Genomic DNA, 25988 nt, shown 5'->3' with positions numbered 1-25988 from the left:
CATCCTTATATCAATCGTCATTAGTCACGATCCTACATTTCAATATTAGCGTTTACGCCAAGCTTGAGTCTTTGCTTCAAACACCTTTCCAACAAACATGTGGAGCAGTTTCGCGATAGCCGCAGAAAGCATAATCATCACCGCCATCGCTGCTGCACTGCCTGTTTGGCCAGCATCATCCATGTTCAGCACTGCCACTGATGCTGGAATCGTATTCGTTGAATACAAGAATACTACTGCCGAGGTCGTTGTTAAAGCGTTGATAAATAGATATATGGCAATGTCCAACACCGCAGGCAAACAACACGGCAGTGACACTTTGAAAAACAGCTTATATTGAGGCAATTTGACCGATGCGGCGGTAGCCTCAATCTCAGTCGGTAGCTGCTTAAGAGCGGTTAGCGCCGTCATATGTCCCACTGTGTAATAGTGCACCACGGTATTAATCACCAAAAACGCCATGGTGCCATAAAGCACACCGAGTGGATTATTGGCATCATTAAAGTAGAAAATGTAACCCAAGCCTAGAACCAATCCTGGCACTGCCATTGGGATCACACTCATCATCTGCATCGCTTGGCGAATTGGCGCGAACGCGCGGCCTTTTTCAATGCAGTAAGCGCCGACAAAAATCACCACAGAACCAATAATCGCAGTCCATGTCGCCAGCTTCAACGAGTTAAAGTAAGGGCTCCAGCCATACGTACTCATTTCAGCAAAATTATAGTTGTTTAGAGTTAGAGCTTTGTTCCACGGCCAGAAAGTCACTAGCGAGCCATACACCGCCATCCCCAATACCGCCAGTACAGCAAGCGACACCAACAAACAGTAAATAAAGCATAGTGAGTCACGAAGCTTGTTCGGTGATGGCTGATAAGGCACTGAGCGCGTATCGAGCATACTCTTCTGCTTTTTCTGAACCCAGCGGTCTACAGCAAACGCAAGCACCGCAGGCAACAGCAGTAAAATACTGGTTACCGCACCCATAGAAAAGTTTTGCTGACCGACGACCTGCTTAAAAATATCCGTCGCCAAGACACTGTAACTGCCGCCAATCACTTTCGGCACACCAAAGTCGCACACCACCAGAGTAAACACCACGATGAGCGTGCTGATCACACCGTATTTCGCGGCAGGTAAGGTGATCATGAAGAAGGTTTTAATTGGTGATGTTTTAAGTGCCCTCGCCGCTTCGTACAAACGGGCATCCGAGGTACGCAATGAGGTGGTTAAAATCATCAACGCATGGGGAAATGTCCAGAAGATCAAACCAAGGGAAACACCGATCAAACCATACACTGAGTGTCCTTGAAGCAACTCCTTCGCGATGCCCTGATTCCCAAACAAAAAGATCAAACTGATAGCAGGTAGCAAAGAAGGCGCAAGGATAGGCGCAGTGCCCATTAAATGAAATAGGCCTTTAAATGGCATGCAAGAGCGAGTTAAAGCAAACGCATAGCCAAATGCCAGCACACCCACCACTACCGTTACGATAAGACCTAAGGTCATCGTGTTACTGAGTGAAAACCACAAGCTATCGGTGGTAAAGTAGTTGGCAAAATTAGCAAGTCCGACGAACTCACCATCGCTGTTTTGCACACTCTTTTTCACCATAGCCCACAGCGGCATAAGAATGAACAACGCCATTCCAACAAACAGCACCGTTAGCAGACTGAAAAGCACCATATTGTCTTTACTCAGTTTCGCCGTCACATGTTGTGCGGTGAATGTTGCCGCTCGCTGTCTCATAGTCTCACTCGCATTTAATGTTGAAGTTATCTGCATCATCGGCCTCTACGCTGCAGCGCCCAATGATGATTTGCTGCAGGCGTAACCAAGCAGGCCATCTTCGGCAAATTCGATATAACGAATGTCGTTGCGGCGTAAATCAAGTTCGTTCACGTGTTTAATAGGCACATCGATATAGATAGGCGCTGAGGTTGGAGAATGCTGCATCTGAACTTCGACGCGATAAAATGCCCCTTGAAACTCTTTCGCCAAAACTTTTACTGGAATGGCATTAGAGGCTCGCTCAACAAAACGGAGGCTCTCTGGTCGCACTGCGAGGTCGAAAATTTCGCCTTGCTCAAGCGTCATGTTCTCCAATGTTGGCAACGGCAACATGCTTTCCGCAATACGCAAACTGGTAGTCGATGCAACCGACGCTTCAATAAAGTTCATGCTGCCAACAAAATCTGCTACAAAGCGAGTCGCAGGCTTTTCATACACCTCTTGCGGCGTGCCTACTTGTTCAATGACGCCGTGGTTCATTACCACGATGCGATCCGCCATAGACAATGCTTCTTCTTGATCGTGAGTCACCATAATCGTGGTAATGCCAAGCCTGCGCTGCATCTGACAAATTTCTTCACGAAGGTGAGTACGCACTTTCGCATCAAGTGCAGACAGTGGTTCATCCAGCAATAACAGACCTGGAGACAACGCCAGTGCGCGCGCCAATGCAACACGCTGCTGCTGCCCGCCTGAGAGTTGATTTGGGTACTTGTTGCCAGAGGTTGGCAAGCCAATCATCTCTAGCCAATGCTCGACTTTTTCAAGCGCTTCTTTGTTGGTCATGCCTTGATTTTTAAGGCCAACCGCGATGTTTTCCTGCACCGTTAGATTTGGAAATAACGCGTAAGATTGAAACACAATACCGAAGTCGCGCTTTTCAGGTGGCAGAAAAGTGGTCTCTTGATCCGCTTGATGAATTTCACCAGAGGTTGGAAGATCCAATCCGGCAATAGCTCGCAACAAGGTGGTTTTTCCGCAGCCCGATGGGCCAAGAAAACAGACAAACTCACCTTTATTGATGGCGAGTGAAATTTGCTTTAATGCCGTGAACTGACCGAACTGCTTCACCACATTTTTGATATCTAGATAAGGGTTGGATACTGTCATCATCGTCTCTCCAATGGTATATACCAAATGTAAATCTGGTTTATTTCATTGGCATGACAGTTTTATAGCAGGTAGGTTGCAATGCAGGATTTTTTGAAGTAGTTGACTGGCTTTACGTATAACGACAAAGGGGCGATCCTAAGATCGCCCCACACAAAGCTTTTCAAACAAGTCCATTCAGCCGAACGAAACTGTTAGGATTTTGGTTCAGACTTAGCATCAAACTTCTGAGACCAGGTTTTCAATACTTCAGCACGTTCCGTGCCCATCTTACCAAAGTCCATCTCGGCCATTGCCCCCTGAACTTCAGGGTAGTTGTTAACATTGCCTGTTACCGCTTTATGGGCAACCACTGGGTAAGATTCAACATACAACTCATTTGCCGACTTGGACACAGACCAGTCTACAACGCGCTTAGCGGCATCCGATTCTTTCACCAAACCAACGGCTTCTGACTCCCAGCCAATCCCTTTTGGCGTGATCACTGCGAGAGGTGCGCCTTGGTTAATTAGCTTAGCACCACGTACCGCCATAGAAATACCGATAGCGACTTCACCCATTCCTGCTTGAACACATGGCTTAGAGCCTGAGTGCGTGTAATGTGCGATGTTTTTATCGAGGTTTTTCATGTAGTTCCAAGCTTGGTCTTCACCCATATTTTGTAACCAAGCAGATACTTGCATGTAACCCGTACCTGAAGACGCCGGGTTTGGCATTGCAATGTGACCCTGATAAACAGGCTTGGTCAAATCTTCCCAAGATTGTGGCTTTGGAAGGTTAAGCTGCTTAGCCACGGCTTCGTTAAAACAGATAGCGTTAAAGAAAGCATCATTACCAAACCATGCTTGGTTTGACTGAGGATCGTTCAAGTTCGGCTTCAGGTCTTCTAGTCCCTTCGGCGAGTATGGCTTAAGCACACCCTCTTCTTTGAGCAATGCCATGGAAGAGCCTGCCAAACCCCAAACCACTTCAGCGCGCGGGTTGTTTTTCTCCGCCAAAAGTTTCGCTGTCATGATACCCGTTGAGTCACGCACCCATTTGATTTTCACATCTGGGTTCTCTTTCTCAAATGCATTCTTGTATTTCGCAAGAATGTCCGTTTCGAAAGCGGTGTACACAGTGACCTCTGTTGCTGCTAGTGCGTTGGTGGCAAGTAGAGAAACCAGTGTCGCCAGTGTTCCCTTCATCAAACGGTTTTTCATTTTCGTCTCCAGTTATATTTGGTCTGTACCAATTTATGTAAGCCACCTTAATTTCGATTTATGACGATTAAATGAACAAAAAGTGGCAGTTTTACTAAATAGAGTTGGATTTGACGATCGAAACAGACGCATTTAACCGCGTATTAAACTTTTATGAATATTGGTTTTGACGCTTTACGACGCGCATTTTTGATTGCTAGAGTAACCACAACTTATTGGTATAGTCCAAATAGAGAATCAAGATGAAAAACGAATACTTGCTATTAACTCCGGGTCCGCTATCGACATCTGAAACCGTGCGCGAAGCGATGTTAAAAGACTGGTGTACATGGGATGACGACTACAACAAAGATATTGTTGAGGTCATTCGCACTAAACTGACTCGACTTGCCACAAAACAAGCGGGCTACACCAGTGTCCTAATGCAAGGAAGCGGAACCGCTTCTGTTGAGGCGACAATTGGCAGCGCCATCACTCCAAAGGGCAAATTGCTTGTTGTCGACAATGGAGCCTATGGCGCACGTATTGCGCAGATTGCTGACTACCTAAATATCGAAACCCATGTCATTGCACCGGGCGAAATTAGCAGACCGAATCTAGATGAGATTGCCAGCATCCTAGAGCAAGACATTGCCATTACGCATGTTGCGATTGTTCACTGTGAGACCACAACTGGCATGCTTAACCCTATAGAAGCGCTCATCAAACTAGCAAAGCAACATGACAAAACTGTGATCCTTGATGCGATGTCGAGTTTTGGTGGCATCCCAATGGATATTGGTGAGCTCGGTATCGACTTTATGATCAGCTCTGCCAACAAATGTATTCAGGGCGTTCCTGGCTTTGGGTTTGTGGTTGCCAAGCAATCAGAATTAGAAAAATGCCAAGGCCAAGGGCGTTCACTCAGTCTCGATCTCTATGATCAATGGCACTGCATGGAAGTGAATCACGGCAAGTGGCGCTTCACCTCCCCAACCCATACCGTGCGTGCTTTCTATCAAGCTCTTTTAGAACTTGAGCAAGAGGGCGGTATTGAAGCGCGTTTCAATCGCTATCAGACTAACCAAAAAACACTAGTCGAAGGTATGCGTTCATTGGGCTTCCGCACGCTACTAAACGACGATCTTCATTCTCCGATCATTACCTCGTTCTACTCACCTGAGCACAGTGATTACCAGTTCAAAGCCTTTTATAACCGCTTAAAAGAGCAAGGTTTTGTTATCTACCCCGGCAAAGTCTCTAATGCTGATTGCTTCCGCATTGGCAATATTGGTGATGTGTACCCATCGGACATTGAACGCTTAATCAGCGCGGTGAAAAACGCAATGTACTGGGAGCTGGCGTAATGGCAGACCAAGCAACGCACCTACGTAGCGAGGGGGATGTGAACAATACCCCAGCACGTGAAGAGTGGAATCAACAAATACAAGACGAAGCGACACAAGCACTGCTTAAACGCGACGCCGATGTTTTCTTGCATCAGTCTATGTCAACGCCATGCCTAGATTCACTAGAAGCGGCAGAAGGGATTTATATCCAAGACACACGCGGAAAGCGCTACATGGACTTTCATGGTAACAACGTACATCAGCTTGGTTATGCGCACCCGCATGTCATCAAACGTGTAACGGAGCAGATGCATTCACTGCCCTTTTCGCCGCGCCGTTTTACCAACGAAACAGCGGTTAAATGTGCTGAAAAGCTAACCCAAGTCTGCGGCGGCGATCTCAACCGAGTGTTATTTGCGCCCGGCGGCACATCTGTAGTTGGAATGGCGCTCAAACTGGCTCGCTATATCACAGGCAACTACAAAGTCGTGTCACTGTGGGACTCATTTCATGGGGCATCATTGGATGCGATTTCAGTCGGTGGTGAAGCGTGTTTTCGTGAAGGCATGGGCCCGCTCATGGCAGGTGTTGAGCGTATCCCACCAGCGGTGTCTTATCGCGGTGCATTCCCTTCACAAGACGGGAGTGATGTTCACTACGCTGACTATCTCGAATACGTGATTGAAAAAGAAGGCGGTATCGGCGCGTTTATCGCAGAAGGCGTTCGCAATACCGATGTGCAAGTACCAAGTAAAGCGTACTGGAAACGCATCCGTGAGATTTGCGACAAACACAATGTCCTACTCATTATTGACGATATTCCGAATGGCATGGGGCGCAGTGGTGAATGGTTTACCTATCAGGCATTCGACATTGAACCGGACATTCTTTGTATCGGCAAAGGCTTTGGTGGCGGTTTGGTTCCAATCGCTGCAATGGTAACCAAAGACAAATACAACACGGCTGCGGAAATCTCTCTAGGTCACTACACGCACGAGAAAAGTGCCCTTGGCTGCGCGGCGGCACTTGCCACCATGGAAGCGATTGAGCAAGAACAGCTCCTAGAGAAGACACGTAATGACAGCGAGTTTGTCAAAGCACGTCTACTTCAAATGAAGCAGCAATACCCAATTATTGGCGATGTACGTGGCATTGGTCTTCTGTGGGGTGTGGAACTAGTAAAAAACCACATCACAAAACACAGAGCCTACGATGAAGCCGAGCAAGTTCTCTATCAATGCTTAAATCAAGGTCTGAGCTTTAAGGTGTCGCAAGGCAACGTCATTCAGCTTAGCCCTCCGCTGATTATTACCCGTGACGAGCTAACCAAAGCGCTCGACATTTTCGAGCAAGCTATTGCTCACGTATCAAACGTAAGAAATTAACTTTTAAGGAATGACATCATGTCTCACTCATCACCGATTCAAGCCGTTATCTTTGACTGGGCTGGCACTATTGTTGACTTTGGTTCGTTTGCCCCGACCAGCATTTTTGTCGAAGCATTTAAACAAGGCTTTGATTTCGAGATTTCTCTAGACGAAGCTCGCGAGCCAATGGGTATTGGTAAATGGGATCACATTAAAGCCGTTGGCCAAATCCCAGCAGTAACAGCACGTTGGACAGCCAAGTTTGGCCAAGAAATGCAAGACAGCGATGTTGACGCCATCTACGCCGCATTCATGCCTCTACAAAAAGCCAAAGTAGCGGATCACGCTGAGCCAATCCTTAACGCGGTTGACGTTGTGAACGACCTTAAACACAAAGGCATCAAGATCGGCTCATGTTCTGGCTACCCACGTCAAGTAATGGATGTTCTCATTCCAGTGGCGGCAGATTACGGCTATAAACCAGACTATGTCGTCGCTACTGATGACCTACCTCAAGGCGGCCGCCCTGCTGCATTTATGGCACTGAAAAACGCTATCGAACTGGGCGCGACTAGCGTCGGTGCTTGCGTAAAAGTGGATGACGCAGCACCCGGTATCGAAGAAGGTCACAATGCAGGCATGTGGACTGTGGGTCTACTGCTTTCTGGCAACGAGGCTGGCCTTACATTTGACCAATACCAAGCCGCTGATGAAGCAACTCTAACAGCAGCTCGCGAACGTGCACGCATCAAGCTTGGTAAAGCTTCACCTCACTATCTAGTTGATACGATTGCCGACCTTCCAGGTGTGATCGCAGATATTGAGAAACGCGTTTTAGCGGGTGAGCGTCCGTAAGATAAGCAAGCTAAGAAAAATAAAAAGCTCACGGTTTAACCGTGAGCTTTTCGCATCCAATATTCCTTGATAGACAAAAACTAAACAACACTGTGGTGTCGAGCGGTCGTTAGGCTCTCGCAACAACAAAGTGCTCCAACTTCATTACGTGCTGCTCAGGCACTTTTCGACCAATTGGTTCGAAGTAGCGCCCATTTAGATCCTCCAGAGTCTTATTTTCTGCCACTTTGAAGCCGTAGCCAGACAACATTTGCTCTATCTCATCACTGCGATAGAAAGACACCCACGGCTCCCCAAATTTATCTGATAAGTCTTTAATCGTGTTCACACGTTTAACTACATGGGGATAGCCATCTCCAAAGCAAGCTTTAGGATCGCTGTTAAGGCGTTCGTCAACGTAAGACATCAAGAAAGTTGCATCTGTACGATGTGTGAGAGCGGCCAATGCTTCAATGGTAGTGGCTAACGCAGGTTTAGTAATGTACTGAGAAACACCTTCTAAGGTGAAGATAGTTGGTTTATTTGGATCAAAGCCGGATGCCAATAATCGCTCAACGAGAGATTGGTGATTAAAATCCACACTAACGTAACTCACATTCTCTGAGTTAAATAAGTGTTGGGGTAGTTTTTTACGCTTTCTCTTTTGCACTTCAGCTTGATCGACTTCGAAAACCCTGAGGCTGGAAGGCAGGTCAAGGCGATGCGCCCTTAAGTCATAACCTGCACCCAAAATCACGTATTGGTCGACCCCATTTTCCACCGCCTCTTGAATACAATCATCAAAAAATCGAGTTCTCGCAATAAGGTGCTGATGGAATCCAGGGGCAAACTTCTCTGTGATCAAAACAGATAGCCGATGACCCATCAGCTTGATGAGACTCGCACCTAACACGAATCGTTTTGCGTACGGATCGCTAATGACCCTCTTACTCGGTGGTGCCAGTGTCTCGATTAAGCGTTGCTTCGCCACGCCTTGCGCGGTCGCATCTTTACCAAACCAAAAGCTCATAGTTGCTTACCTCGGGTTCTTTGTAGAGTGAACAGTTCGAACCTAGAAACATGTGAGAAGGAGATAACAATCATTAAAATACTAATCAAACACAAACATTTAATGACAAAAATACCAATATAGCTTAAAAGTCACTCCTTTACTTTGAATTAAGTAATAGAACTAAAACTACTCACACAAAACATCTCGATAAAGATCACACATTTAAAACCTCACCAGAAAACGACATATAAGCATACCACCGAGATTGGTAATTTAATTAAAATACTGGAACACCTCTAATTAGATTTAAACATTCTAAAACAAGAACAGAATTATTATAACTCTTCGACGCAATCGCCATTTCAAGGGCAACGGCATTGACGACAGTCATAATATTAAAGAACACTTCCCTTAGAGTAAATTTTAAACCCCAAAAAGGAATTTTGAATGAACATCGCAATCGTTGCCGGTAGCCAAAGAACAAACTCACAAAGTATCAATGTGGCTAATTATCTGGCAACACTCGCTGGCGAACACTTTGAACAGGTCAATGTTCTCGACTTGCATCATTTAGCTTTACCACTTTGGAATGAAGGCGTGTGGCAAGACAGCGAGGAATGGGCACCATTTCAACCCATTAAACAACAACTCAAGCAATCTGATGCCTTTATTTTTATCACGCCAGAATGGCATGGAATGGCAACACCTTCACTAAAGAATTTTTTGATGTTGACTACCGACGACGAATTGGCACACAAAGCGGCGTTATTGGTAAGCGTCTCTGCTGGCGTCAATGGCGTATACCCTATTAGCGAACTGCGTATGACTGGAAATAAAAACAATCACGTCTGTTTTTTGCCAGACCATCTTATCTTTAGAAACTGCGAACAAACGTTGACTGCCGATCACCAATGTACAGAACAAAATCAACATGTTAGAAGCGAATATACGCTCAAGTTACTCGCAGCCTATGCCAATGCTTTAGCCCCCGTACACCGAGACATGGTAAGTATCGGTAAACCATTTCGATACGGAATGTAATGAACAACTAACTTTCAACCAGATAAAGCGTAATCGCAAGGAGAAATGGATGAAGTATAGAATAAAACAAAAAAATGAAGACTTTAGGGTATGCGAAGTCATTAACTTAGATATTGCCGATAGCCCTACTAACTATCAACTTTTTTGTTTAGTGAAGAGTGGTATCTCAACATTTAACGCTATAGATATTATTAGCCAAGAATTTAACCTAGAGGAAGGTCAAATTGGCGTAGCCGGTTTAAAAGATGAAGAAGGGATCACGCAGCAATATCTCACAATTGAAAGTCATAAAGTCCCTAGTAAATTTAATGATAAAGACAGTAACTTTTGGCTTGAGTTATATCAAATCGGTTTCTCCAACAATAAAATCACTGTTGGTTCTAATCTTGGAAACGCATTTAATATCGTATTAAGAGGACTTGACGAAGAGGCTCAAAATGCCCTTACAAGCATTAATGAAACTCAGCTTAGAGTCCCCAATTACTATGACAGCCAACGTTTCGGCTTACCCAATCAACCTGCGCTGACACATCTGATCGGACAACACTACCTTGAAGGTAATCTCGATAAGTGTCTTGAATTCGCACGGGAATCGGGTGTGCTGGCGAATAGAGAGGTAACGCTAGAGAACCTAGATTTTTTAATACCTATGCGCGAAAGGGCTTTTTGGCTTTGTTCTCATGGCTCACACATGTGGAACAAGAAGCTCAGTGAACTCATACAAGCAGAAGGCTCCGCTAGCGCCTCTATCCGTATCGCGGACAACAGCTACTTTGCTCCAAACCAAGATGACTTTGCAGCGCATAAGCTTCCGAATAAATTAGCCATAGACAAGTGGCGAGCAATCGACGGCGAAATAAAGAAACTGTCTGCAACCAGGGACTACTTTATTTATTGTCATTTTAAATCTGAGCCGCTCGACTCAGATAGCTGTGAGTTGCAGTTCACATTGCCGACTGGTAGCTACGCAACGATGGCAATAAAAGGCATCTTAGGTGTTTAATTGGCCTTAGTATTACAAAGGACGAAAGGTGCGACACCTTTCGTCCTTTTCGTTTCTCCGTCAATGTGCGCAGCAATAGTTAGCCCGCTGACTGAATCCACACCACATTCTCATCTGATGTCGGTGTCTCAAACCAAGACCAAAACAACTCCAGCATCTCTGGTGTCATTTCATAAGATCGGCCGTTGAGTTCTGAGTTACGAGCAGATGCTCTCTGCTTACAAACATCAAATCCGACATCCAAATAATGAATTTCACTGCTCGCAGCTACACTCGATGCCCATTCAGTAAAAGCAAGCCGATCCGCTTTCGTCCAAAAACCAAAATCAAATACAACCGGCACACCGAGCGAAAAAAGCTGTAAGGCAGAGTCTTTAAATAACCCTTGAAGCGTTGCCAAACGACGATCAAAGAGCTCCCGCTCCATATGCTCGCCATATAGAGGGATCATCCACTCATCAATAGAAAACCGAAACGCAGCGTGTTTAGCGGCCAATGCTTTAGAGTACGTTGTCTTACCGGAGCCAATAAAGCCACATACGAAATAGATTTGGGTCATTCTTACAGCTTTTCTCCTAGCGCTAGTTGTGTTCTCACTTGCTGCAATTTCTCTAGTTCAAAAGACTTGTTGGTATTTTCTCCATGCATTAAAGCACTGTTCTTGAGCTTTTTGCTAACACGAATAACCGTTTCTGTTGAACATCCCGAATAAGCCGCAATTTCCCTGTATGTCCACTTATAACCTACATCAGCGGTAACTAAATCAATCACGCTATCAATTACCCTTAACTCGACGCTGTGCGTAGACATTTTGGACAAACGGATCTCAGCGTGGCGAAGCTCTGTTGCCATTTCAGAGAATAGATAACGAACGAATTTTGGGTTCTCTTGAAAGAACTGATCTAAATCGCGCACCACGACACGTTCAAGAGTGAGATCAGTTAAAGCTTTGGCACCTACGTGATAATTCTGTCCAGAAAGAAGCGTTCGATAGCCAAAATATTGATTGGTTTTGTAAACGCGACTCATCACCTCTTTTCCATTCAGCAATAAGCGTTGCAGCGATACCAAACCAGAGACGATAAAATAGAAACAGTCTGGTTCGTCATGTTGATCATAGAGAAATTTTCCCTTTGGCAAAACAACCGTTTTTATGTCGCATGCCGCTAATCGGTAGTGTTCCATTTTCCCTCCGGAATGCTTCGTAACCTCATATCCACCGACGATACCAGCATAAAGGTTGGGCTTGCTAGGCTGGATATCTAACTACGAACGATAATATCAATTATATGAACCGACACCACATTCTCTAGTAGCAAAAACAAGAAAAAAGCCGAACTTAGCATAGACTAAGTTCGGCTAAAAGACTCACATTCTGCAGCTAAGCTTTAGCGCTTTCAAACTGCTTTTGTTCCTGTAACGCTTTCTCTTTGTGGATAGCGTTCATATCTCCGGCGATGGCTTCAGCCGAAGTGCCAACAATAATCTGAATCGTTGTCGGAGTTGGTCGAATTACACCTGCGGCTCCCAACTTCTTACAAACCGAATCCTCAATCGTTGAGCTATCAGTAACGGTAAGGCGAAGACGCGTCATACAACAGTTAATATTGGTGATATTGTCGTACCCTCCAACAGCATCATAGTAAGCAGCGGCTAACCCACTCGTATCTGTCGTTGAGGCGACAACTTCTTCCTCCTCATCATCGCGCCCAGGAGTCTTAAGATTGAAGTACTTAATTGCGGCAGTGAAGGTAACAAAGTACATAGCAAAATAAGCAAGACCTAGAGGGATGATTCGAATCGGGTTCGTTGCGAGCCCCCAGTTCAACACGTAATCGATGAAGCCTCCCGAGAAACCAAAGCCATGTTTAATATTTAGCCAATCACTGATTACGTAAGATGCCCCCATAAAGATAGCGTGTAGAGCGAATAGAATTGGCGCGGTGAACATGAACAAGAACTCAACAGGTTCTGTGATCCCCGTCAGGAAGCTTGTAAGCGCTATAGAGACCAACATCCCCACTAAAGCTGGACGACGTTCTTTTTTAGCTGTTACATAGAACGCTAAGCAGACCGCTGGTAGACCAAACATCATCACGACATAACAGCCCGTCATAAATGCACCCGCTTCAGGGTCACCGGCAAAGAAACGTAGCTGGTCGCCAATGATCTCTGCACCACTTTCATCTGTGTATGAACCAAACATGAAGCGGACAATACTGTTCAGAATGTGATGTAAACCAAATGGAATAAGAAGACGGTTCATTGCACCATAAACAAATAGACCGGGTTCGCCACTTTGGATCATCCACATACCAATGTCGTTGATTGCAGCACCAATAGCAGGGAAGCCATGCCCAACAATGAAGGCCATGAAGATAGAGCACAGTGCCGTCACGACAGGAACAAAACGCTTCCCTCCAAAGAACCCAAGCCAATCTGGCAACTTAGTATCTTTGAAGTTGTTGTAGAGATAGCCCGCCATAATACCGGCGATAATGCCAGATAAGACACCCATCTTAAGGTCAGGTGTGATGGTTTTTGCACCTTCGAGAATGATCAGGTGTGCGATAACGCCAGCAACGCCAGCAGTACCATTGTGGTCTTTGGCCAATCCGACGGCGATACCGACAGCAAACAGTAAAGGTAGCCCGCCAAATATCGCTCCCCCAGATGCTTTCACAAATGGTAAATCAAGCAAGTCTGCAGACCCAAAACGAAGTAGCAAGGCAGCCACAGGTAATACAGCGATAGGTAGCATTAAAGCACCGCCTACCCTCTGTAGTTGATTTAATATTGATGACAGTAATTGTTTCACACGTGCCTCCAAGCATTCTGCTTAAATTATACTATTTATAATAACAACCCAATTCATAGCCCTGAGCTATACACCCTTTCGTAATTAAACGTTATTAGGTTTTGTATTACGCAGATATGATGATGATCATAGCACGATGACAACTTTATCAATGTGTGAACTACGGCTTATTTTTCCAACAAACACTAAAAATCCATAAACCAGTATGACGACAGTCATACTGTATCTTCTCGATGCACCTATATATTAAAAACAACGACTTACCAGGGTGCTCATATCCCCCACATTGATGTGCACCTATTTTATTTAGATATACGCTAGTTTATTAATCAACCTGGTAATTATGTAACATTAAATAATCCAAACAGAATGAAGCATACGCACCAATATTAAACTAGCCACACACATTACGAAGAATAAGTTTTATTCGGAAACAGACGTAGAGAATTAGAGATTATGAATGTATATACTTATTTAGATGACGTTGCGGTTTTTCGTGTAACACAGCAAGCAGAAATAGAAGTAAATGGTGAGTACGAATGGCGGCTAGAAGTTGAGCCAAAATGCACATTGCCATCAGGCACCAAGTTTGTCATTACCGTTCAACCATATCAGCATCAACTGTCTGAAGAGTATTTACAATGCTACGACTACTGGAAACCAAGCTACATTTACGCATTAGCTGATGAAGAAAGTCTAGAAATTGATGTCGCCATCAAGAAAGTCGACACAAACTTTAGTCATATCAACCGTTGGAAGGACTCTTCTAGACAAGCGCACATTACTCTAATTGACGAGTTTCAAACCGGACAATCGTTTCATGTTCAATTTGGCGGCGTAGACCGACTATTTTTAAAAGGTGACGCGGCGCCAACCCGAGTGGGTATTCGTGCATTTAACGAGGATGTTTGTCGCATTGAAAAAACATTTGATATCACCTTAGGTGGCCATGATGTCACTCGACGCTTACCTGTATTCCCAGAGATAACGCTTAAGCCGGGAGCTGCAATAGAACTCTCACTGGTTGCCCCTACATTGGTTGAACAAGATAAGCCCTTCAAACTCACGATGCTTGCAATGGATAGGTTTGAGAATCCTGTCAAAGATTATCAATGTGACCCGTTAACGGTTGTCTTCACTAATCTTGATAGCTGTGAGCGACTCCAATTTCAGAATGTCCCATATGGAGATGTCGAAGCACGACTCCCTACTGGTCGTTATCTTGCAACAGCAGAAAATACCGAACTACACATTGCCCCAGCCGCCATCAAGGTTGAGGAAACTGTAGAGCAAAAGATCTATTGGGGTGATACACACACGCACTCAAATTTAACCGCCAACATTCGTGACAATGACTGTGGTGCATACCCTCGCAATGCATACACTTACGCAAAAGATGTTGCTCGTCTCGACTTTGTAGCGCTATCGGAACAAACATTTACTTTTAATGAAGACCGAAGCCTCAACATCGACAAAGCCACATGGCAGGAAATTGGCGAACAATGCGACAAATTCAATCAGGAAGGCGCATTCGTCACATTCTGTGGCTTTGAACTCCATGGCCGACGTGGTGATACGGTGGTGCTATTCAAAAATTCACTACTAGAAGAAAAGTATCCAGATCGTGAGGTCAGCATCATCCATGATATTTGGGACATCTACAAAGGGCGTGAGTTCATTACCATCCCTCACCTGCATAGATTCTGTAATGGCCGCAACCCTAAGCATGTCGACAATCAAGACGCTAAATTCGAGAAAGGGTTTGATCTCGCCAACTGGGAACCTAGTAGTAACGATGAAACCATGATTGAAGTCTATTCCGCTCAATGGGGAAGATTTGAATATGCCAAAAACCCTATGGTTCATAAAGCTCGTAATAACGTCAAAGACAATACGGTCGTCGACTTCCTAAATCGTGGCAAAAAATTTGGCTTCGTTTCTAATAGTGACGGTCATGATGGAAACCCAGGCTATGGCGGTATTACTGGAGTTATAGCCGACTCCCAAACCCGTGCAGATATCTTCGATGCCATGAAGGCACGTCGTACTATTGCCACCACGCATCCACGTATGTTCCTAGACCTTCAATTGGACAGCGTAAAAATCGGCAACGATGCTAGCGAATCAGATAGTTATCAACTGCACATCGAGGCCATTACCCCTAATCCCATGACCAAGGTCGAGCTTGTTGTTAACGGTGAGGTTTTCGAGAAATGGTCAGTCGGTGGTCACAAGTTTGATATCACTTTGAATGAGTTCTCATTAGAGGAAGGAGCAACCTACGTGTACCTGCGTGTTTTCCAAAAAGATCGCAATATCGGTTGGACAAGTCCGATTTGGATTAAGTAACTTCCCCCCCCTTAGCTCCCTTAGTTGGTTATTGCCAGTAGAGGGAGCTAAAAAGAAAATCGCTCTCTGGAGTTCATCATGTTAGCTGACATTCTCACCCTCCCACTCCATCAAATCACGTACGCAATATTCATTGGTATCACTGTGGGTGCGCTTATGACCATGACGGGTGTTGGTGGTGGAGTCGTTATTATTCCCGCGCTACAACTCAGCTTTTCCATGCCAATAGTCACAGCTGTTGGCACTGCGAGTATCATTGCGACCTTAATTAAAATAAACGCAGCATTGAATCATATCCGCTGCAAAAACGTGAACTGGCATCATGTAAAGGTCATTCTTATCAGCGCCATTCCTACGCTAATCATCGCCACTGAAATTATCGTAAGATCAGCAGCTAACCCAACACTTCAGCCCTTCACTGAACGTTTTGTGCAAGGCTGCGTTGTCATCACTATGGCCGGCGCATTCGTTTCTCTCTATTTAGGGCGCAAAACAGAACTGACATCCTCGAGTAAACAAACAAATACGTCCGCTGCTCTCAGCGTCGGGGCGTTGAGCGGATCAGTACTTGGTACGACGGGAATTGGGGGTGGCGTCATACTGCTACCAGCACTAAAAAACATTCTAGGAGCTACAGTCAGGCAAGCTGTGGGGAGCTCAATCGTCATCGCCGTCATACTCTCTGGAGTAACGGCGATTCGTTATAGCAGCAGTAGCCAAAGTAACATTGCTATCGGGCTGCTCGTTGTATTAAGCTCTTTCGTAGGCGTGAAGATTGGCATTAAAGTACTAGAAAAAACATCCGATAGAGCCTTAATCAATCTATCCTTGTTCGCAATTTTAACCAGTTTAATAACCACCGTTATTCTTTGAAGGGTAAGGTTTGGGGTTACACAGGCGTCTGCCTCTCACTCAAAAAACGCCTCAATATCTTAATGATAGACAGCGTTCTAACTCTTCTAGCGACCATTTGGGGTAAGAAAAGCGGTGGTAAAACCCGGTGATTTTTCATTCTCCGGGTTGTCTTATTAAAGCGGGTGAATCGATTACGATTGACTCCCTTTAGTAACACCACTCAGTAGTGCCGCTATCATTGAATTCTCGGGCTCTTGGTACTTTCCTACACAATAAGTCATGTGCCCATAGCCTTCAGGTTCATGCTTGTAGTTCGCTTTTAAGTGCTCTGCTAACCATTTCCCTTGCTCTGCAGGTATGGCAGAATCATCATCAGAATGCCAAACATGAGCATTGGAGTTAGCTAAGTGCTTTACATCAAAGCCCCAATCAAAACACGTATCTTGTGCAGATTCCCAAGCTGCGCCAGACGTACCACGTACAACAGAGCGCCGCATGGCCTTTTCAAACCGCGACACTAATTCCTTGTCTGCTTTGACCTTTGGGAAACCTTTTCTGATTGGAGTACTCGCCAAGCTCGGTGGTAACACACCAAATACCAAGCGAAACAAGGCAAAATACCAACCCATGTAAAACTGCTTTAACTGTTTTGAGGTTGGTGTCCCTCCGGTACCAATGGTTGCTCCGGTTCCGAGTTCCTCACACAAAGCCGTTGGTAACAGCGGTGCATTTAGCCCTAAGCCAATACAGCGATCTCCAAAATGGAGGGCAGCCGCCATAGCGTGAGGCGTGCCCTGAGAATGCCCCGTAATGTGGAACGCCTCAACCCCTTCTGCATTTAACACCGCCTCCAAGTCTTCCTTTGGCCAGTCCACCACTCTTCTACCCGGCTTTTCATCAGAAAACCCACAGCCAGGTAAGCTAATGGCGATACCTCTACAACCCAAAGAAGAACTGATTTTCTGATAGGTTTGGCGCTCGAAACCCGCTTCAAGTCCAGAGCCGTGCATATTGATTACCACTGGTGCCGTAAGGTCTTGGCTGCCGTAAACACAATAAGCGACACTCCGTCCATCTCTCGTGATTGCTATCTTTTGTTGGCTGTTTTCCAATAAGTTTGAATCTATCGGCTTCATACCTGATTCACGAAAACGAGTTCCCCAAAAGTTAAACAGGCACAGCGCTAAAATGCACAGCACTACTATCATCAAAAAACTTATCATGATGTCTCCAATCTTTTCGTTTTTAGCCAGTTAATTCCCATTATTTCGACATGTCATTTCAACGAGCTTGCGCATCCAAACGTGGCTCGGGTCGGTGTTGAAAAACTTATGCCAGAATAGAAATAGCGCCCCAGGTTCAAGCTCTATCGGTATCGGTTTAGCAACGAGAGTGCCCTCAGCGACAATATGTTTAACCGCGCTGTAGGGATAGCACATCAGCAAATCGCTGTGTCTGCAGACCGAAATTGCACTCTCAACATCCGGGACATTGAGGGCGATATCAAGAGGTATATCTCGCTTATTGAGTATGTCCATCAGCAACCAACTGCCCACACCGCCAGTCACTACGTGTATATGCCGATATTGAGTAAATGCCGTTACGTCCCAATCTATCTTTAATGCTGGATGATCTGGGCGCATCAGACACACTGAGTAATCACGAACGAGCTCCACACACTCGAGATCTTTTGGCAGTTTATGAACTTGGTTACTCGCTCGCTCGTCGTACTCAACCATTCCAATACCAAAGTCCGCATCCCTTTTAAGTAAACGCTCGAACGTTTGCTGATCCCAAGTTTTGGTCTTCAATTGAATACTTGGTGCCTGTTCCAACGCCTCTATCACAACATTTGAATAGATAGAGCTATACGCAGTTTCCACCAGCTCAAATTGAAACAAACGCTCGCTCTCACCGGGATCAAAGTCTTCCTGCCAACTCAGCATATCCACTTGTAGCAAAATACTCTCAACCTGTGGCGCGATTTGCAGCGCTTTCGGTGTCGGAAGCAGCCCTTTTGGTGAACGCTCGAACAAAGGATCATCAAACCAGCCTCTAAGCCTAGTAAGCTGCTTACTCACCGCCGACTGAGTCAAGAATAGCCTTTCTGCGGCGCGGCTTATATTGCGCTCCTCCATAATCACCTGAAAACATGAGAGTAAATTCATGTCAGTTTTTATAGGCGCGTTAAACTTCACTGTAGTATTCCTTTCATTCATATCATTCTGGAAATATCGTCAATTCCAATCATATACCATCTCAGCTAAGTTACCTCTTAAACAACCAGCTTGGAGTTAATGTTATGAACTATGCGGCACTTCCAAAAATCGATTTACACTGCCACCTTGACGGCAGCGCGCGACCAGAAACCATTTATGAGCTGGCGCTAAAAGACGGAGTAACCGAAGGCCGTAACAAAGAGGTACTAATTAACTCCCTGTCCGTTCCAGAAGAATGTAAGAATCTCGACGAGTACTTAGATTGTTTCGCTCTACCCTTGCAGGTAATGCAAACTACAGAGGCACTAGAGCGTATTTCATTTGAACTATTTGAAGACGCGGCAAAAGAAAACGTTAAGTACTTAGAGGTAAGATTTGGGCCATTGCTTCATCAACAGAAAGGCTTAGCGCTTTTTGAGATCATTGACAGTGTTGTTAAAGGAATGAGGCGAGCGGAAGCACTTTACGATATCCACGGCAACTACATCTTGTCTGTGCTTCGTGGCATGCCAACTGATGACATCAAATCTGTCATTGATGCTGGTGCTCCTTGGCTGAATAAAGGCGTGGTTGCTTTTGATATCGCAGGAGGAGAAAAACCAGGCTTTTGCAGCGAGTTTCCTGAATTTACTCAGTACGCTGCCGATAAAGGGTATCGACTCACAATTCATGCAGGGGAGCAATGGTGTGGCCAAAATGTGTATGACGCAGTGACTATACTCGATGCCGAGCGCATTGGTCACGGCGTTCATATGAAAGATCACCAGCAGGCTTACTCTGTAGTGAAAGATAATGCAATTGCGCTAGAGCTATGTCCGACAAGCAATGTGCAAACCAAATGCGTTGAGAAATTTGCTGATCACCCTGTCAGAGATTTCCATAAAGACGATGTGGTCGTCACCATTAACACTGACAACCGCACGGTGTCTAATACCACGATGACTAAAGAAGTGGAGAAGGTGTGTGAGACGTTTAAACTCACCCAAGAGGACTATAGAAGCATCTATTTGAGTAGTGTTTCTAAGTCTTTTGCATCCAAAGAAGTCAAGCAGCACCTACTTGGTTTTGAAGGCCAGATCATAGTGTAACTAGCGTCGGTATGAGTTGCGATAGCCGTTCTTTAGGCTATCGCACTTCCAGCTCCAACCATTCAATTGTCATCAATTTGGCTTAATCTGCGCCAGTTTCAGGTAAGAGTGCAGCTCATCGTTCTTGTACTCAACCGCAGAGTGAATATTGACATCTGCATTGCCTATTACACCAAAGGAATAGCGATTTTCCCCTTTGATGATTTCCACATGTAGGATTCCGTCAGCTAAGAACCACCTCCCCTGCGTTTCAAAACGATCGAACAACCGATACTCATTTAGCGCACCATCTGCATGAAACACCACTTCGGTGATATAGCCTTCCGTACATGTTTTGACCCAATGGGTGTCTGCTACATCGGCAAGAACAAGCTCTCGTTTGCTGTTTTGCCATTCCTGAAACATTATTGGGTCGATCGAGCCCAAAGCATCAAAGGTTGGCGACACGAGTTTGTTTGTGTGCGATTCTCTAAAGAAAAGCTGGGGGAGGAGCTGCTCTTTGGTCATATTTGTTCCTTATCATTTTACAAACATTTCTAGGATCACTGACCGTCTAAACAATGCCCAGAGTCCAAATCACTCTACTTTTATACATCTCACCGAAAACATATAGTCTTTCGAGCTCGTAGTGCGTCTGATTTCACCTTTATGAGGATTCCACCAAGAGTAAGCGAGTGTGCGGATGAACGCCTTGTCATCCTTCGCTTTAGTACCTGTCCAAAATTCGGTATAAACACCTTGAGTAATATAAAAACCTTTCCATTTCACCCCAGCAGGGCGGGCGAAAAAGTTTTGTTTATTTACCTGAGACTGATCGAACGATTTAAACAAGCTGTCTGGTTGACTCTCTTTAAGCTGAATCGCGATATCATTGTCGCCACGCCATCCATCTTTACCGATGTCCTCTTCTGACATACCTATGGTTCGTTCAAGTTCTTTCCAATCTTCATCGGTTGCGACACGCCAACCTTCTGGACAAAGATTGCGTTCATCTGCAACATCGTGCCAATCGTAAAGGCGCCCATATTTGAGTAGGTTTGAGTCATCATCTTTAGGGATTGCTGCGGTCTTTATCTTTGAGCCGTCTTGATACTTAGTGCTTCTCAAGTTTTCAGCCATCCAAACCTGATCGCCAATCTGAACCGTTCGATAAACATTACCTTCATTGTCTTGAACGGTACCTTCTAACGTGTTTAACGCAGAGTTAATGTCATTCGCGGATGATGTTGCAGCAAGAACCATAGTGACTCCTATAGATAAAAATAGCTTCTTCACGACGAGTTACCTTCGTTGTTGGTCTATCTTTACTTTATCTCTCAAACTGACTGCAAACTAGGCAATATAATCTCCATTACTTGCCTATTTGTATCAAGTAAGAGTTTAAGACTACTCTAGGCAATGTTCTTGGGTAGGTCTTGAGATTGGCTCCACTGCTTTGCCGATACACCATAAAGACGTTTAAACTCTCGGCTAAACTGAGAAGAACTCACATAGCCCACAGCCATTGCAGCCTTACTGACATTCATACCTGCTGCGATCTTCATTGCTGCGTTGTTGAGACGCATCGATTTCATGAATTGGATCGGTGACATTCGAGTCGCTTGTTTGAATTTTCGGTGGAACACAGCCCTACTCATTCCAACTAATGACGCCAGTTCATCAATGGTGACATTCTTACTGAGGTTAAGAGATAAGTGTTCTATCGAGCGCGCAATTTCATTTCCAACACCAAACGCTCTTCGAGCAGAGACCCCAGCCTCTCCTTTGAGCACGGCATAGTAGAGCTCACGCAATCGACTTTCACCAAGTATAGACACATCCGCTTTATCATCACCAAGCTGAAGCAGTCTCAACAAGGCATCACCAAATGCATCGTCCCAGTCGGCGAGAGACATGCCCGGAGGCTGATTGCTGCTTTTTGGAAGCTTAACCGCACCCGCAGTGCTTTCCATTTCAATCGCCAGCTCCGTCATCAACTTGGTGTCGAGTGAAATATAAACACCGATCAGTGGCTCTTCAGGTGATGCTTCTGGAGTGCCTGCCTCAACGGGGATCGATACTGTACAACACATGTACTGACTATTGTCGTAAACATAGCGAGCACCTTCGAGTATCGCTTCTTTCTTACCACTCAAAATAACGATAACCGTTGGCTCATAGACGGCAGGGACACAAGGTACTGCTGTCGTGACCTTAAACAGCCGAACGCCTTGTATACCAGTATCAAGCATACCGTCTTCAGTGATTCGATCTTCTACAAGCTGTTTTATCTGTTGCTTTATCATTTCAACACCTTAAACCAAAAATGATACTAATAGGCAATTAATAGAGATTAATTCGCCTATTTATCAACCATTGCGAGAGTTATAGTAGATTTCAGACAACGATACTACTGTTGAAAACGACAAGCAACTTGATTTGTCGCGTGACAAAAAAGCTCAGAAATTACACAAAGGTAAACACTATGACTGCTCAACTTTTCGGTAAAAACGGTTGGACTCCAGAACGTATAAGCTCTCTTGTAGGTAGAACTTATGTCATCACTGGTGCGAACAGTGGCGCTGGTTTTGAAGCCTCTCGAACTCTGCTTTCCAAAGGTGCTCGAGTTGTTATGTTGAACCGCAACCCAGCGAAATCTGAAACTGCCATCAATGAACTGAAGCAAACTTTGGGCAATGATATTGATGTCAGCTTTGTACAAATCGATCTTGGAAGTCTCGATTCGGTGCGTCAGGCAGCCGCAAAGCTCTTAGAAACTGTGACTTCTATTGATGCATTGATCTGCAACGGCGCAATCGCTCAAGTTGCAACACAGCAGTTCACCGTTGATGGTTTTGAGAGTCAATTGGGCGTGAACCACTTTGGACACTTTTTACTTTGTGGACTGTTGTTTGACCGAATTGAAGCTTCTCAAGGTCGCATTGTGATGGTTGGCAGCAACGCCTACAAGATGGGGCTAAAACGTATTAAGTTTGAAGATCTTAATTTTGATGACAACTACACAGCTTGGGATTCTTATGCTCAAAGCAAGCTCGCGCAGATCATGTTTGGCTTGGAGTTACAGCGTCGTATTGAAGCTGCGGGAAAAAATGTACAAGTTCATATTTGTCATCCAGGCGCATCACGCACCAACCTGCTAAAAGATACGGCAAGTACATTCAATAAAGTGCTGTGGGCAGTGATGTCTCGAGTGATTGCCCAATCTGCGGAGCGTGGCGCGTGGCCGGAAGTTATGTGTGCAACAGAGCAAGACCTTCAAACAGGCAAACTTTATGGCCCAACCCAACGCGCTAATACTGTAGGCTCTGTGGGAGAAAACGAGCTTGATGCGATTGCCTTAGACAAAGAAATGGCAACGAAGCTGTGGGACTTGTCGCTAGACAAAACCGCTATCAAATGGTCACTATAATGCTACGTAGAGCCAAGGCACTAAAGACTATATCCGTCGTGTTCGCCGCCACCGTTTTGGCGGCTTGCTCATCCCCCAACGTCGATGAAGACCTCAACTCGACGGAAACAAAGCCGACAGAAAAACACGAGCTTGGTGTCGCGTTTGGTGGGGGCGGAGTGCAGGGCTTCATGCACCGCTCTTTTGGATATCAAGCCTGCTATCTATAAAGAGAATAACCAGTAAATAGATTGTGGCGATTAAGTGGAGATGACAGCTAAATCGCCTCCAACGGTGCGACTACCTACGAATAGAAAACGTGACTAAATCATCACTCTCATAGAGCGTCGCGGAAGACGGTGTCATTGCCAACTTTTGCAAAATACGAATAGAGGGAAGATTGTCGACAACAGCCACACCAAATACTTCTTCTACAAAGCGGTTTTCAAATACAAACTCTATTGAGGCGCGAGCCGCTTCCGTAGCAAAACCTAGCCCTTGGTAGCTAGGCAGAAAGCCATATCGAATATCGTGAAAGTGAGAATCGGGTAACTGCTCAATTCCGGCATAACCAACACAGACCTCGGGGTGATTCTTTAGCGTGACGGTGAACGTACCAAAGCCCTTTTCCCAATGTGCCAACTTTTTAGATACGTAGTTCGCAATGTAATCACATGAGTATGGCTCGCCACCGGGTAAATATCTGACGATATCGGGATCTTGAAATAGCGCACGATAGAGCTGTAGATCGTATTGTATTGTGGGTCGGAGTATCAATCTTTCAGTTTCAATCATTTTAATTTCTACAACATTTGATGCTAATGAGTGACGATTAAGTGCCTTAATAGCGAACAAACTTATCCAAACAGCAGTGCTTTTATCAAATAAATCGCCCAAATCTGCAGCGCCAGATACTCCAGCTTTATCCATAGTTCCATACTGTGTTCCAATCCTTCGGTTTTACGTCATTCCAAGTTAACAAGCGAAAGCAACGGATAACAGTGAGGATTTCTCAAGGTATCTTTCACCAGTTGAAGGTAAATCATGAAAGTAAGCCTGATGATAAGTAGAGCTAATGAGACTAGTAAACAAAGGTGATTAGTCTGAAAAACAACAAGTTTCTACAATGCAGCTCATTCGACAAGGAGTGATCAATACGGCTAGGACGCTGTGATTTATACACAACAAGAGCACATTAACATGAAAAAGACACTCATCATCGCCACCATCTCAACGCTTTCATTTTGCGCCGTTGCCAACACGGATTTTCAAGGTCATCGCGTAGGCGCAGGTATTTCTGGTGTAACACTAAGCGAAGGTGGAGACGACTTAAAACTCGATTCAGGCTTTAAGCTCGAATACGGTTACGACATCAACCACATCTTTGGTGTCAACGCGTCATACAGTATGAACAGCAAAAGCGCATTTGATCTCGACTACGATTTCAATACATTCAAAATCGATACTGATATTGGCTATGCGTTCGACGTTGGCCAGCTTTGGCTAAAACCCTATGGCGCAATCGGTCTTGCTTTTGCCAATGAAAAGATTTCTGATCGCCACGATAGCTTGTCTGCCAACGATACCAGCTTAATGATCGGTATGGGTGTGAGAGCTCAAACGCAAATGGGCATCTACGCAGATCTTCGCTATGACATGAGTGGCTATGATGGTATTGATACAGACTCAGTATCATTTACTGTTGGCTACCGCTTCTAGCACGTTCATAGTTGGTTACTATTTAGTTTCTGAGCCAACGGGCAATTTGTTGGCTCTATGACATTCTCCAAACACGCTATGCTAAGGTTCGCGTTTATGTCACGAACAAGAGCAAGCATCTTGGCTAAAAATCGATTCAACAATCTCGACCTCAATTTACTTCGAGTGTTTAAAGTTCTGCTTGAAGAGAAAAACATGCGCAAAGCCGCTGAGCGTTTGTTTGTATCGCAACCCGCCGTTAGCCAATCGTTGCAAAAGCTCCGACATCATTTTGATGACTTACTGTTCGTCAAAGTGAAAACCGGACTTGAGCCAACCACGTTTTCCGAACAACTTGCCCGTGATCTATTGCCACTGATTCATCAGCTTGAAAGTGTGGTCAACGCTAGCAGTCTGTTTGATCCGGCAGAGCTTGACGAAGAGATTACGATTGCGTTGTCGTCTCAGTTCGTTTTCTCTGTTTCTGGAGACATCTATCGTCACTTTAAAAAGCATGCACCGAACTTAAAAGTGCACATCACCTCATGGAACGATCACACGATTTCTGGGATAGAAAAGGGTGACATTGTAGTGGTTTAATGATCCCGGACACCAAATTAGGTGGTAAAGTCTCCACCGTAAATGAGGTGTTCAATGACAAAACGACAACGACGTACATTTTCTCCTGAGTTCAAAGTAGATGCCGCAAGCTTGGTTCTTGATCAAGGTTACTCAATATCTGAGGCGGCACGATCCTTAGATATCGGCGATACAGCCTTACGACGCTGGGTAGATCAACTAAAGATTGAGCGCGGCGGAGAAACGCCAGCGGTTAAAGCTCTAACGCCAGAACAGCAGAAGATCCAAGAGTTAGAAGCTAGGATT

The 25988-nt window shown here is 45.1% G+C and carries 26 protein-coding genes; 13 read left to right on the top strand and 13 right to left on the bottom strand.

The genetic code is table 11. The features are described from left to right. Nucleotides 1–45: 45 nt before the first annotated feature. The 3 genes from L4C42_RS22040 to L4C42_RS22030 form a co-directional block, all read right to left on the bottom strand. Nucleotides 46–1749 carry a putative 2-aminoethylphosphonate ABC transporter permease subunit gene (locus tag L4C42_RS22040; RefSeq protein WP_429761755.1) on the bottom strand — a complete coding sequence of 568 codons (1704 nt, stop codon included), beginning with the start codon at nt 1747–1749 and terminating at the stop codon, nt 46–48. A 45-nt stretch (nt 1750–1794) separates the two neighbouring features. Continuing rightward, nucleotides 1795–2901, bottom strand: coding sequence for a putative 2-aminoethylphosphonate ABC transporter ATP-binding protein (locus tag L4C42_RS22035; protein WP_353500147.1), 1107 nt, complete (start codon nt 2899–2901; stop codon nt 1795–1797). 194 nt (nt 2902–3095) lie between these two features. Then, complete coding sequence (locus L4C42_RS22030) at nt 3096–4103, bottom strand: putative 2-aminoethylphosphonate ABC transporter substrate-binding protein (RefSeq protein WP_353499695.1); 1008 nt, start codon at nt 4101–4103, stop codon at nt 3096–3098. A gap of 242 nt (nt 4104–4345) precedes the next feature. Here L4C42_RS22030 and phnW point away from each other — a divergent pair, with 242 nt between their 5' ends. Genes phnW through phnX form a run of 3 tightly spaced genes read left to right on the top strand, consistent with a single transcriptional unit; the run spans nt 4346 to nt 7653 of the window. Further along, entirely contained in the window at nt 4346–5449 is a 1104-nt protein-coding gene (phnW, locus tag L4C42_RS22025) for a 2-aminoethylphosphonate--pyruvate transaminase (RefSeq protein WP_353499696.1), read from the top strand. Beyond that, on the top strand, nt 5449–6816 hold the full coding sequence (locus tag L4C42_RS22020) for an aspartate aminotransferase family protein (protein WP_353499697.1): 1368 nt from the start codon (nt 5449–5451) through the stop codon (nt 6814–6816). The genes phnW and L4C42_RS22020 overlap by 1 nt, the downstream gene beginning before the upstream one ends. 18 nt (nt 6817–6834) lie before the next feature. Beyond that, entirely contained in the window at nt 6835–7653 is an 819-nt protein-coding gene (gene phnX, locus L4C42_RS22015) for a phosphonoacetaldehyde hydrolase (RefSeq protein ID WP_353499698.1), read from the top strand. A 109-nt stretch (nt 7654–7762) separates the two neighbouring features. Here the strand turns inward: phnX and L4C42_RS22010 are convergent, their stop codons facing one another. After that, on the bottom strand, nt 7763–8662 hold the full coding sequence (locus L4C42_RS22010; RefSeq protein ID WP_353499699.1) for a class I SAM-dependent methyltransferase: 900 nt from the start codon (nt 8660–8662) through the stop codon (nt 7763–7765). Between the two features lie 429 nt (nt 8663–9091). Here L4C42_RS22010 and L4C42_RS22005 point away from each other — a divergent pair, with 429 nt between their 5' ends. Continuing rightward, a complete protein-coding gene (locus L4C42_RS22005) occupies nt 9092–9685 on the top strand; it encodes an NADPH-dependent FMN reductase (protein WP_429761745.1) in 594 nt (197 codons plus the stop codon). Between the two features lie 49 nt (nt 9686–9734). Next, on the top strand, nt 9735–10688 hold the full coding sequence (truD, locus tag L4C42_RS22000) for a tRNA pseudouridine(13) synthase TruD (RefSeq protein ID WP_429761744.1): 954 nt from the start codon (nt 9735–9737) through the stop codon (nt 10686–10688). A 79-nt stretch (nt 10689–10767) separates the two neighbouring features. On the opposite strand, the gene L4C42_RS21995 is transcribed toward truD, so the two are convergent. The 3 genes from L4C42_RS21995 to L4C42_RS21985 form a co-directional block, all read right to left on the bottom strand. After that, entirely contained in the window at nt 10768–11247 is a 480-nt protein-coding gene (locus L4C42_RS21995; protein ID WP_353499702.1) for a P-loop nucleotide/nucleoside kinase family protein, read from the bottom strand. Nucleotides 11248–11249: 2 nt separating this feature from the next. Continuing rightward, entirely contained in the window at nt 11250–11873 is a 624-nt protein-coding gene (locus L4C42_RS21990) for a Crp/Fnr family transcriptional regulator (RefSeq protein ID WP_353499703.1), read from the bottom strand. Nucleotides 11874–12069: 196 nt separating this feature from the next. Then, nucleotides 12070–13506, bottom strand: a complete 1437-nt coding sequence (locus L4C42_RS21985; protein WP_353499704.1) for a PTS transporter subunit EIIC — start codon at nt 13504–13506, stop codon at nt 12070–12072. Nucleotides 13507–13962: 456 nt separating this feature from the next. On the opposite strand from L4C42_RS21985, the gene L4C42_RS21980 reads away from it, so the two are divergent. Both L4C42_RS21980 and L4C42_RS21975 read left to right on the top strand, forming a co-directional pair. Beyond that, nucleotides 13963–15855: a DUF3604 domain-containing protein gene (locus tag L4C42_RS21980; RefSeq protein ID WP_429761743.1), complete on the top strand. Its 1893-nt coding sequence runs from the start codon at nt 13963–13965 to the stop codon at nt 15853–15855. Nucleotides 15856–15933: 78 nt separating this feature from the next. After that, the gene (locus tag L4C42_RS21975; protein ID WP_353499706.1) at nt 15934–16728 is read left to right on the top strand and encodes a sulfite exporter TauE/SafE family protein; all 795 of its coding nucleotides are present in this window, start codon (nt 15934–15936) and stop codon (nt 16726–16728) included. A gap of 173 nt (nt 16729–16901) precedes the next feature. Here the strand turns inward: L4C42_RS21975 and L4C42_RS21970 are convergent, their stop codons facing one another. Continuing rightward, nucleotides 16902–17933, bottom strand: a complete 1032-nt coding sequence (locus tag L4C42_RS21970) for an alpha/beta hydrolase (RefSeq protein ID WP_353499707.1) — start codon at nt 17931–17933, stop codon at nt 16902–16904. A gap of 30 nt (nt 17934–17963) precedes the next feature. Further along, entirely contained in the window at nt 17964–18878 is a 915-nt protein-coding gene (locus L4C42_RS21965; RefSeq protein ID WP_429761754.1) for a LysR family transcriptional regulator, read from the bottom strand. A gap of 134 nt (nt 18879–19012) precedes the next feature. Here L4C42_RS21965 and add point away from each other — a divergent pair, with 134 nt between their 5' ends. Next, nucleotides 19013–20017, top strand: a complete 1005-nt coding sequence (gene add, locus L4C42_RS21960) for an adenosine deaminase (protein WP_429761742.1) — start codon at nt 19013–19015, stop codon at nt 20015–20017. A 72-nt stretch (nt 20018–20089) separates the two neighbouring features. On the opposite strand, the gene L4C42_RS21955 is transcribed toward add, so the two are convergent. From L4C42_RS21955 to L4C42_RS21945, 3 genes are all read right to left on the bottom strand, one after another. Next, complete coding sequence (locus L4C42_RS21955) at nt 20090–20524, bottom strand: hypothetical protein (RefSeq protein ID WP_353499709.1); 435 nt, start codon at nt 20522–20524, stop codon at nt 20090–20092. Nucleotides 20525–20593: 69 nt separating this feature from the next. Then, nucleotides 20594–21292 carry a fibrobacter succinogenes major paralogous domain-containing protein gene (locus L4C42_RS21950; RefSeq protein WP_429761741.1) on the bottom strand — a complete coding sequence of 233 codons (699 nt, stop codon included), beginning with the start codon at nt 21290–21292 and terminating at the stop codon, nt 20594–20596. Nucleotides 21293–21408: 116 nt separating this feature from the next. After that, a complete protein-coding gene (locus L4C42_RS21945; protein WP_353499712.1) occupies nt 21409–22302 on the bottom strand; it encodes an AraC family transcriptional regulator in 894 nt (297 codons plus the stop codon). A gap of 179 nt (nt 22303–22481) precedes the next feature. Between L4C42_RS21945 and L4C42_RS21940 the strand changes: the two genes are divergently transcribed. After that, nucleotides 22482–23426, top strand: a complete 945-nt coding sequence (locus L4C42_RS21940; RefSeq protein ID WP_429761740.1) for an SDR family oxidoreductase — start codon at nt 22482–22484, stop codon at nt 23424–23426. Further along, entirely contained in the window at nt 23426–23635 is a 210-nt protein-coding gene (locus L4C42_RS21935; RefSeq protein WP_353499714.1) for a hypothetical protein, read from the top strand. Before L4C42_RS21940 ends, L4C42_RS21935 begins: the two co-directional genes overlap by 1 nt. A gap of 70 nt (nt 23636–23705) precedes the next feature. Here L4C42_RS21935 and L4C42_RS21930 read toward each other — a convergent pair whose 3' ends face one another. After that, nucleotides 23706–24335, bottom strand: a complete 630-nt coding sequence (locus L4C42_RS21930) for a GNAT family N-acetyltransferase (RefSeq protein ID WP_353499715.1) — start codon at nt 24333–24335, stop codon at nt 23706–23708. A 270-nt stretch (nt 24336–24605) separates the two neighbouring features. Between L4C42_RS21930 and L4C42_RS21925 the strand changes: the two genes are divergently transcribed. The 3 genes from L4C42_RS21925 to L4C42_RS21915 form a co-directional block, all read left to right on the top strand. Continuing rightward, a complete protein-coding gene (locus tag L4C42_RS21925; RefSeq protein ID WP_418642815.1) occupies nt 24606–25124 on the top strand; it encodes a porin family protein in 519 nt (172 codons plus the stop codon). Nucleotides 25125–25220: 96 nt separating this feature from the next. Next, nucleotides 25221–25703, top strand: a complete 483-nt coding sequence (locus L4C42_RS21920) for a LysR family transcriptional regulator (RefSeq protein WP_429761739.1) — start codon at nt 25221–25223, stop codon at nt 25701–25703. 54 nt (nt 25704–25757) lie between these two features. After that, nucleotides 25758–25988, top strand: a 231-nt coding sequence (locus tag L4C42_RS21915) for a transposase (RefSeq protein WP_429761738.1), incomplete at its 3' end; no start/stop codon positions are given.

Source organism: Vibrio wakamikoensis (genome assembly GCF_050337275.1).
Lineage (GTDB): Bacteria > Pseudomonadota > Gammaproteobacteria > Enterobacterales > Vibrionaceae > Vibrio > Vibrio chaetopteri.
Note: the sequence above shows the minus strand (reverse complement) of the source record. Positions and strands in the feature narration are given on the sequence as shown.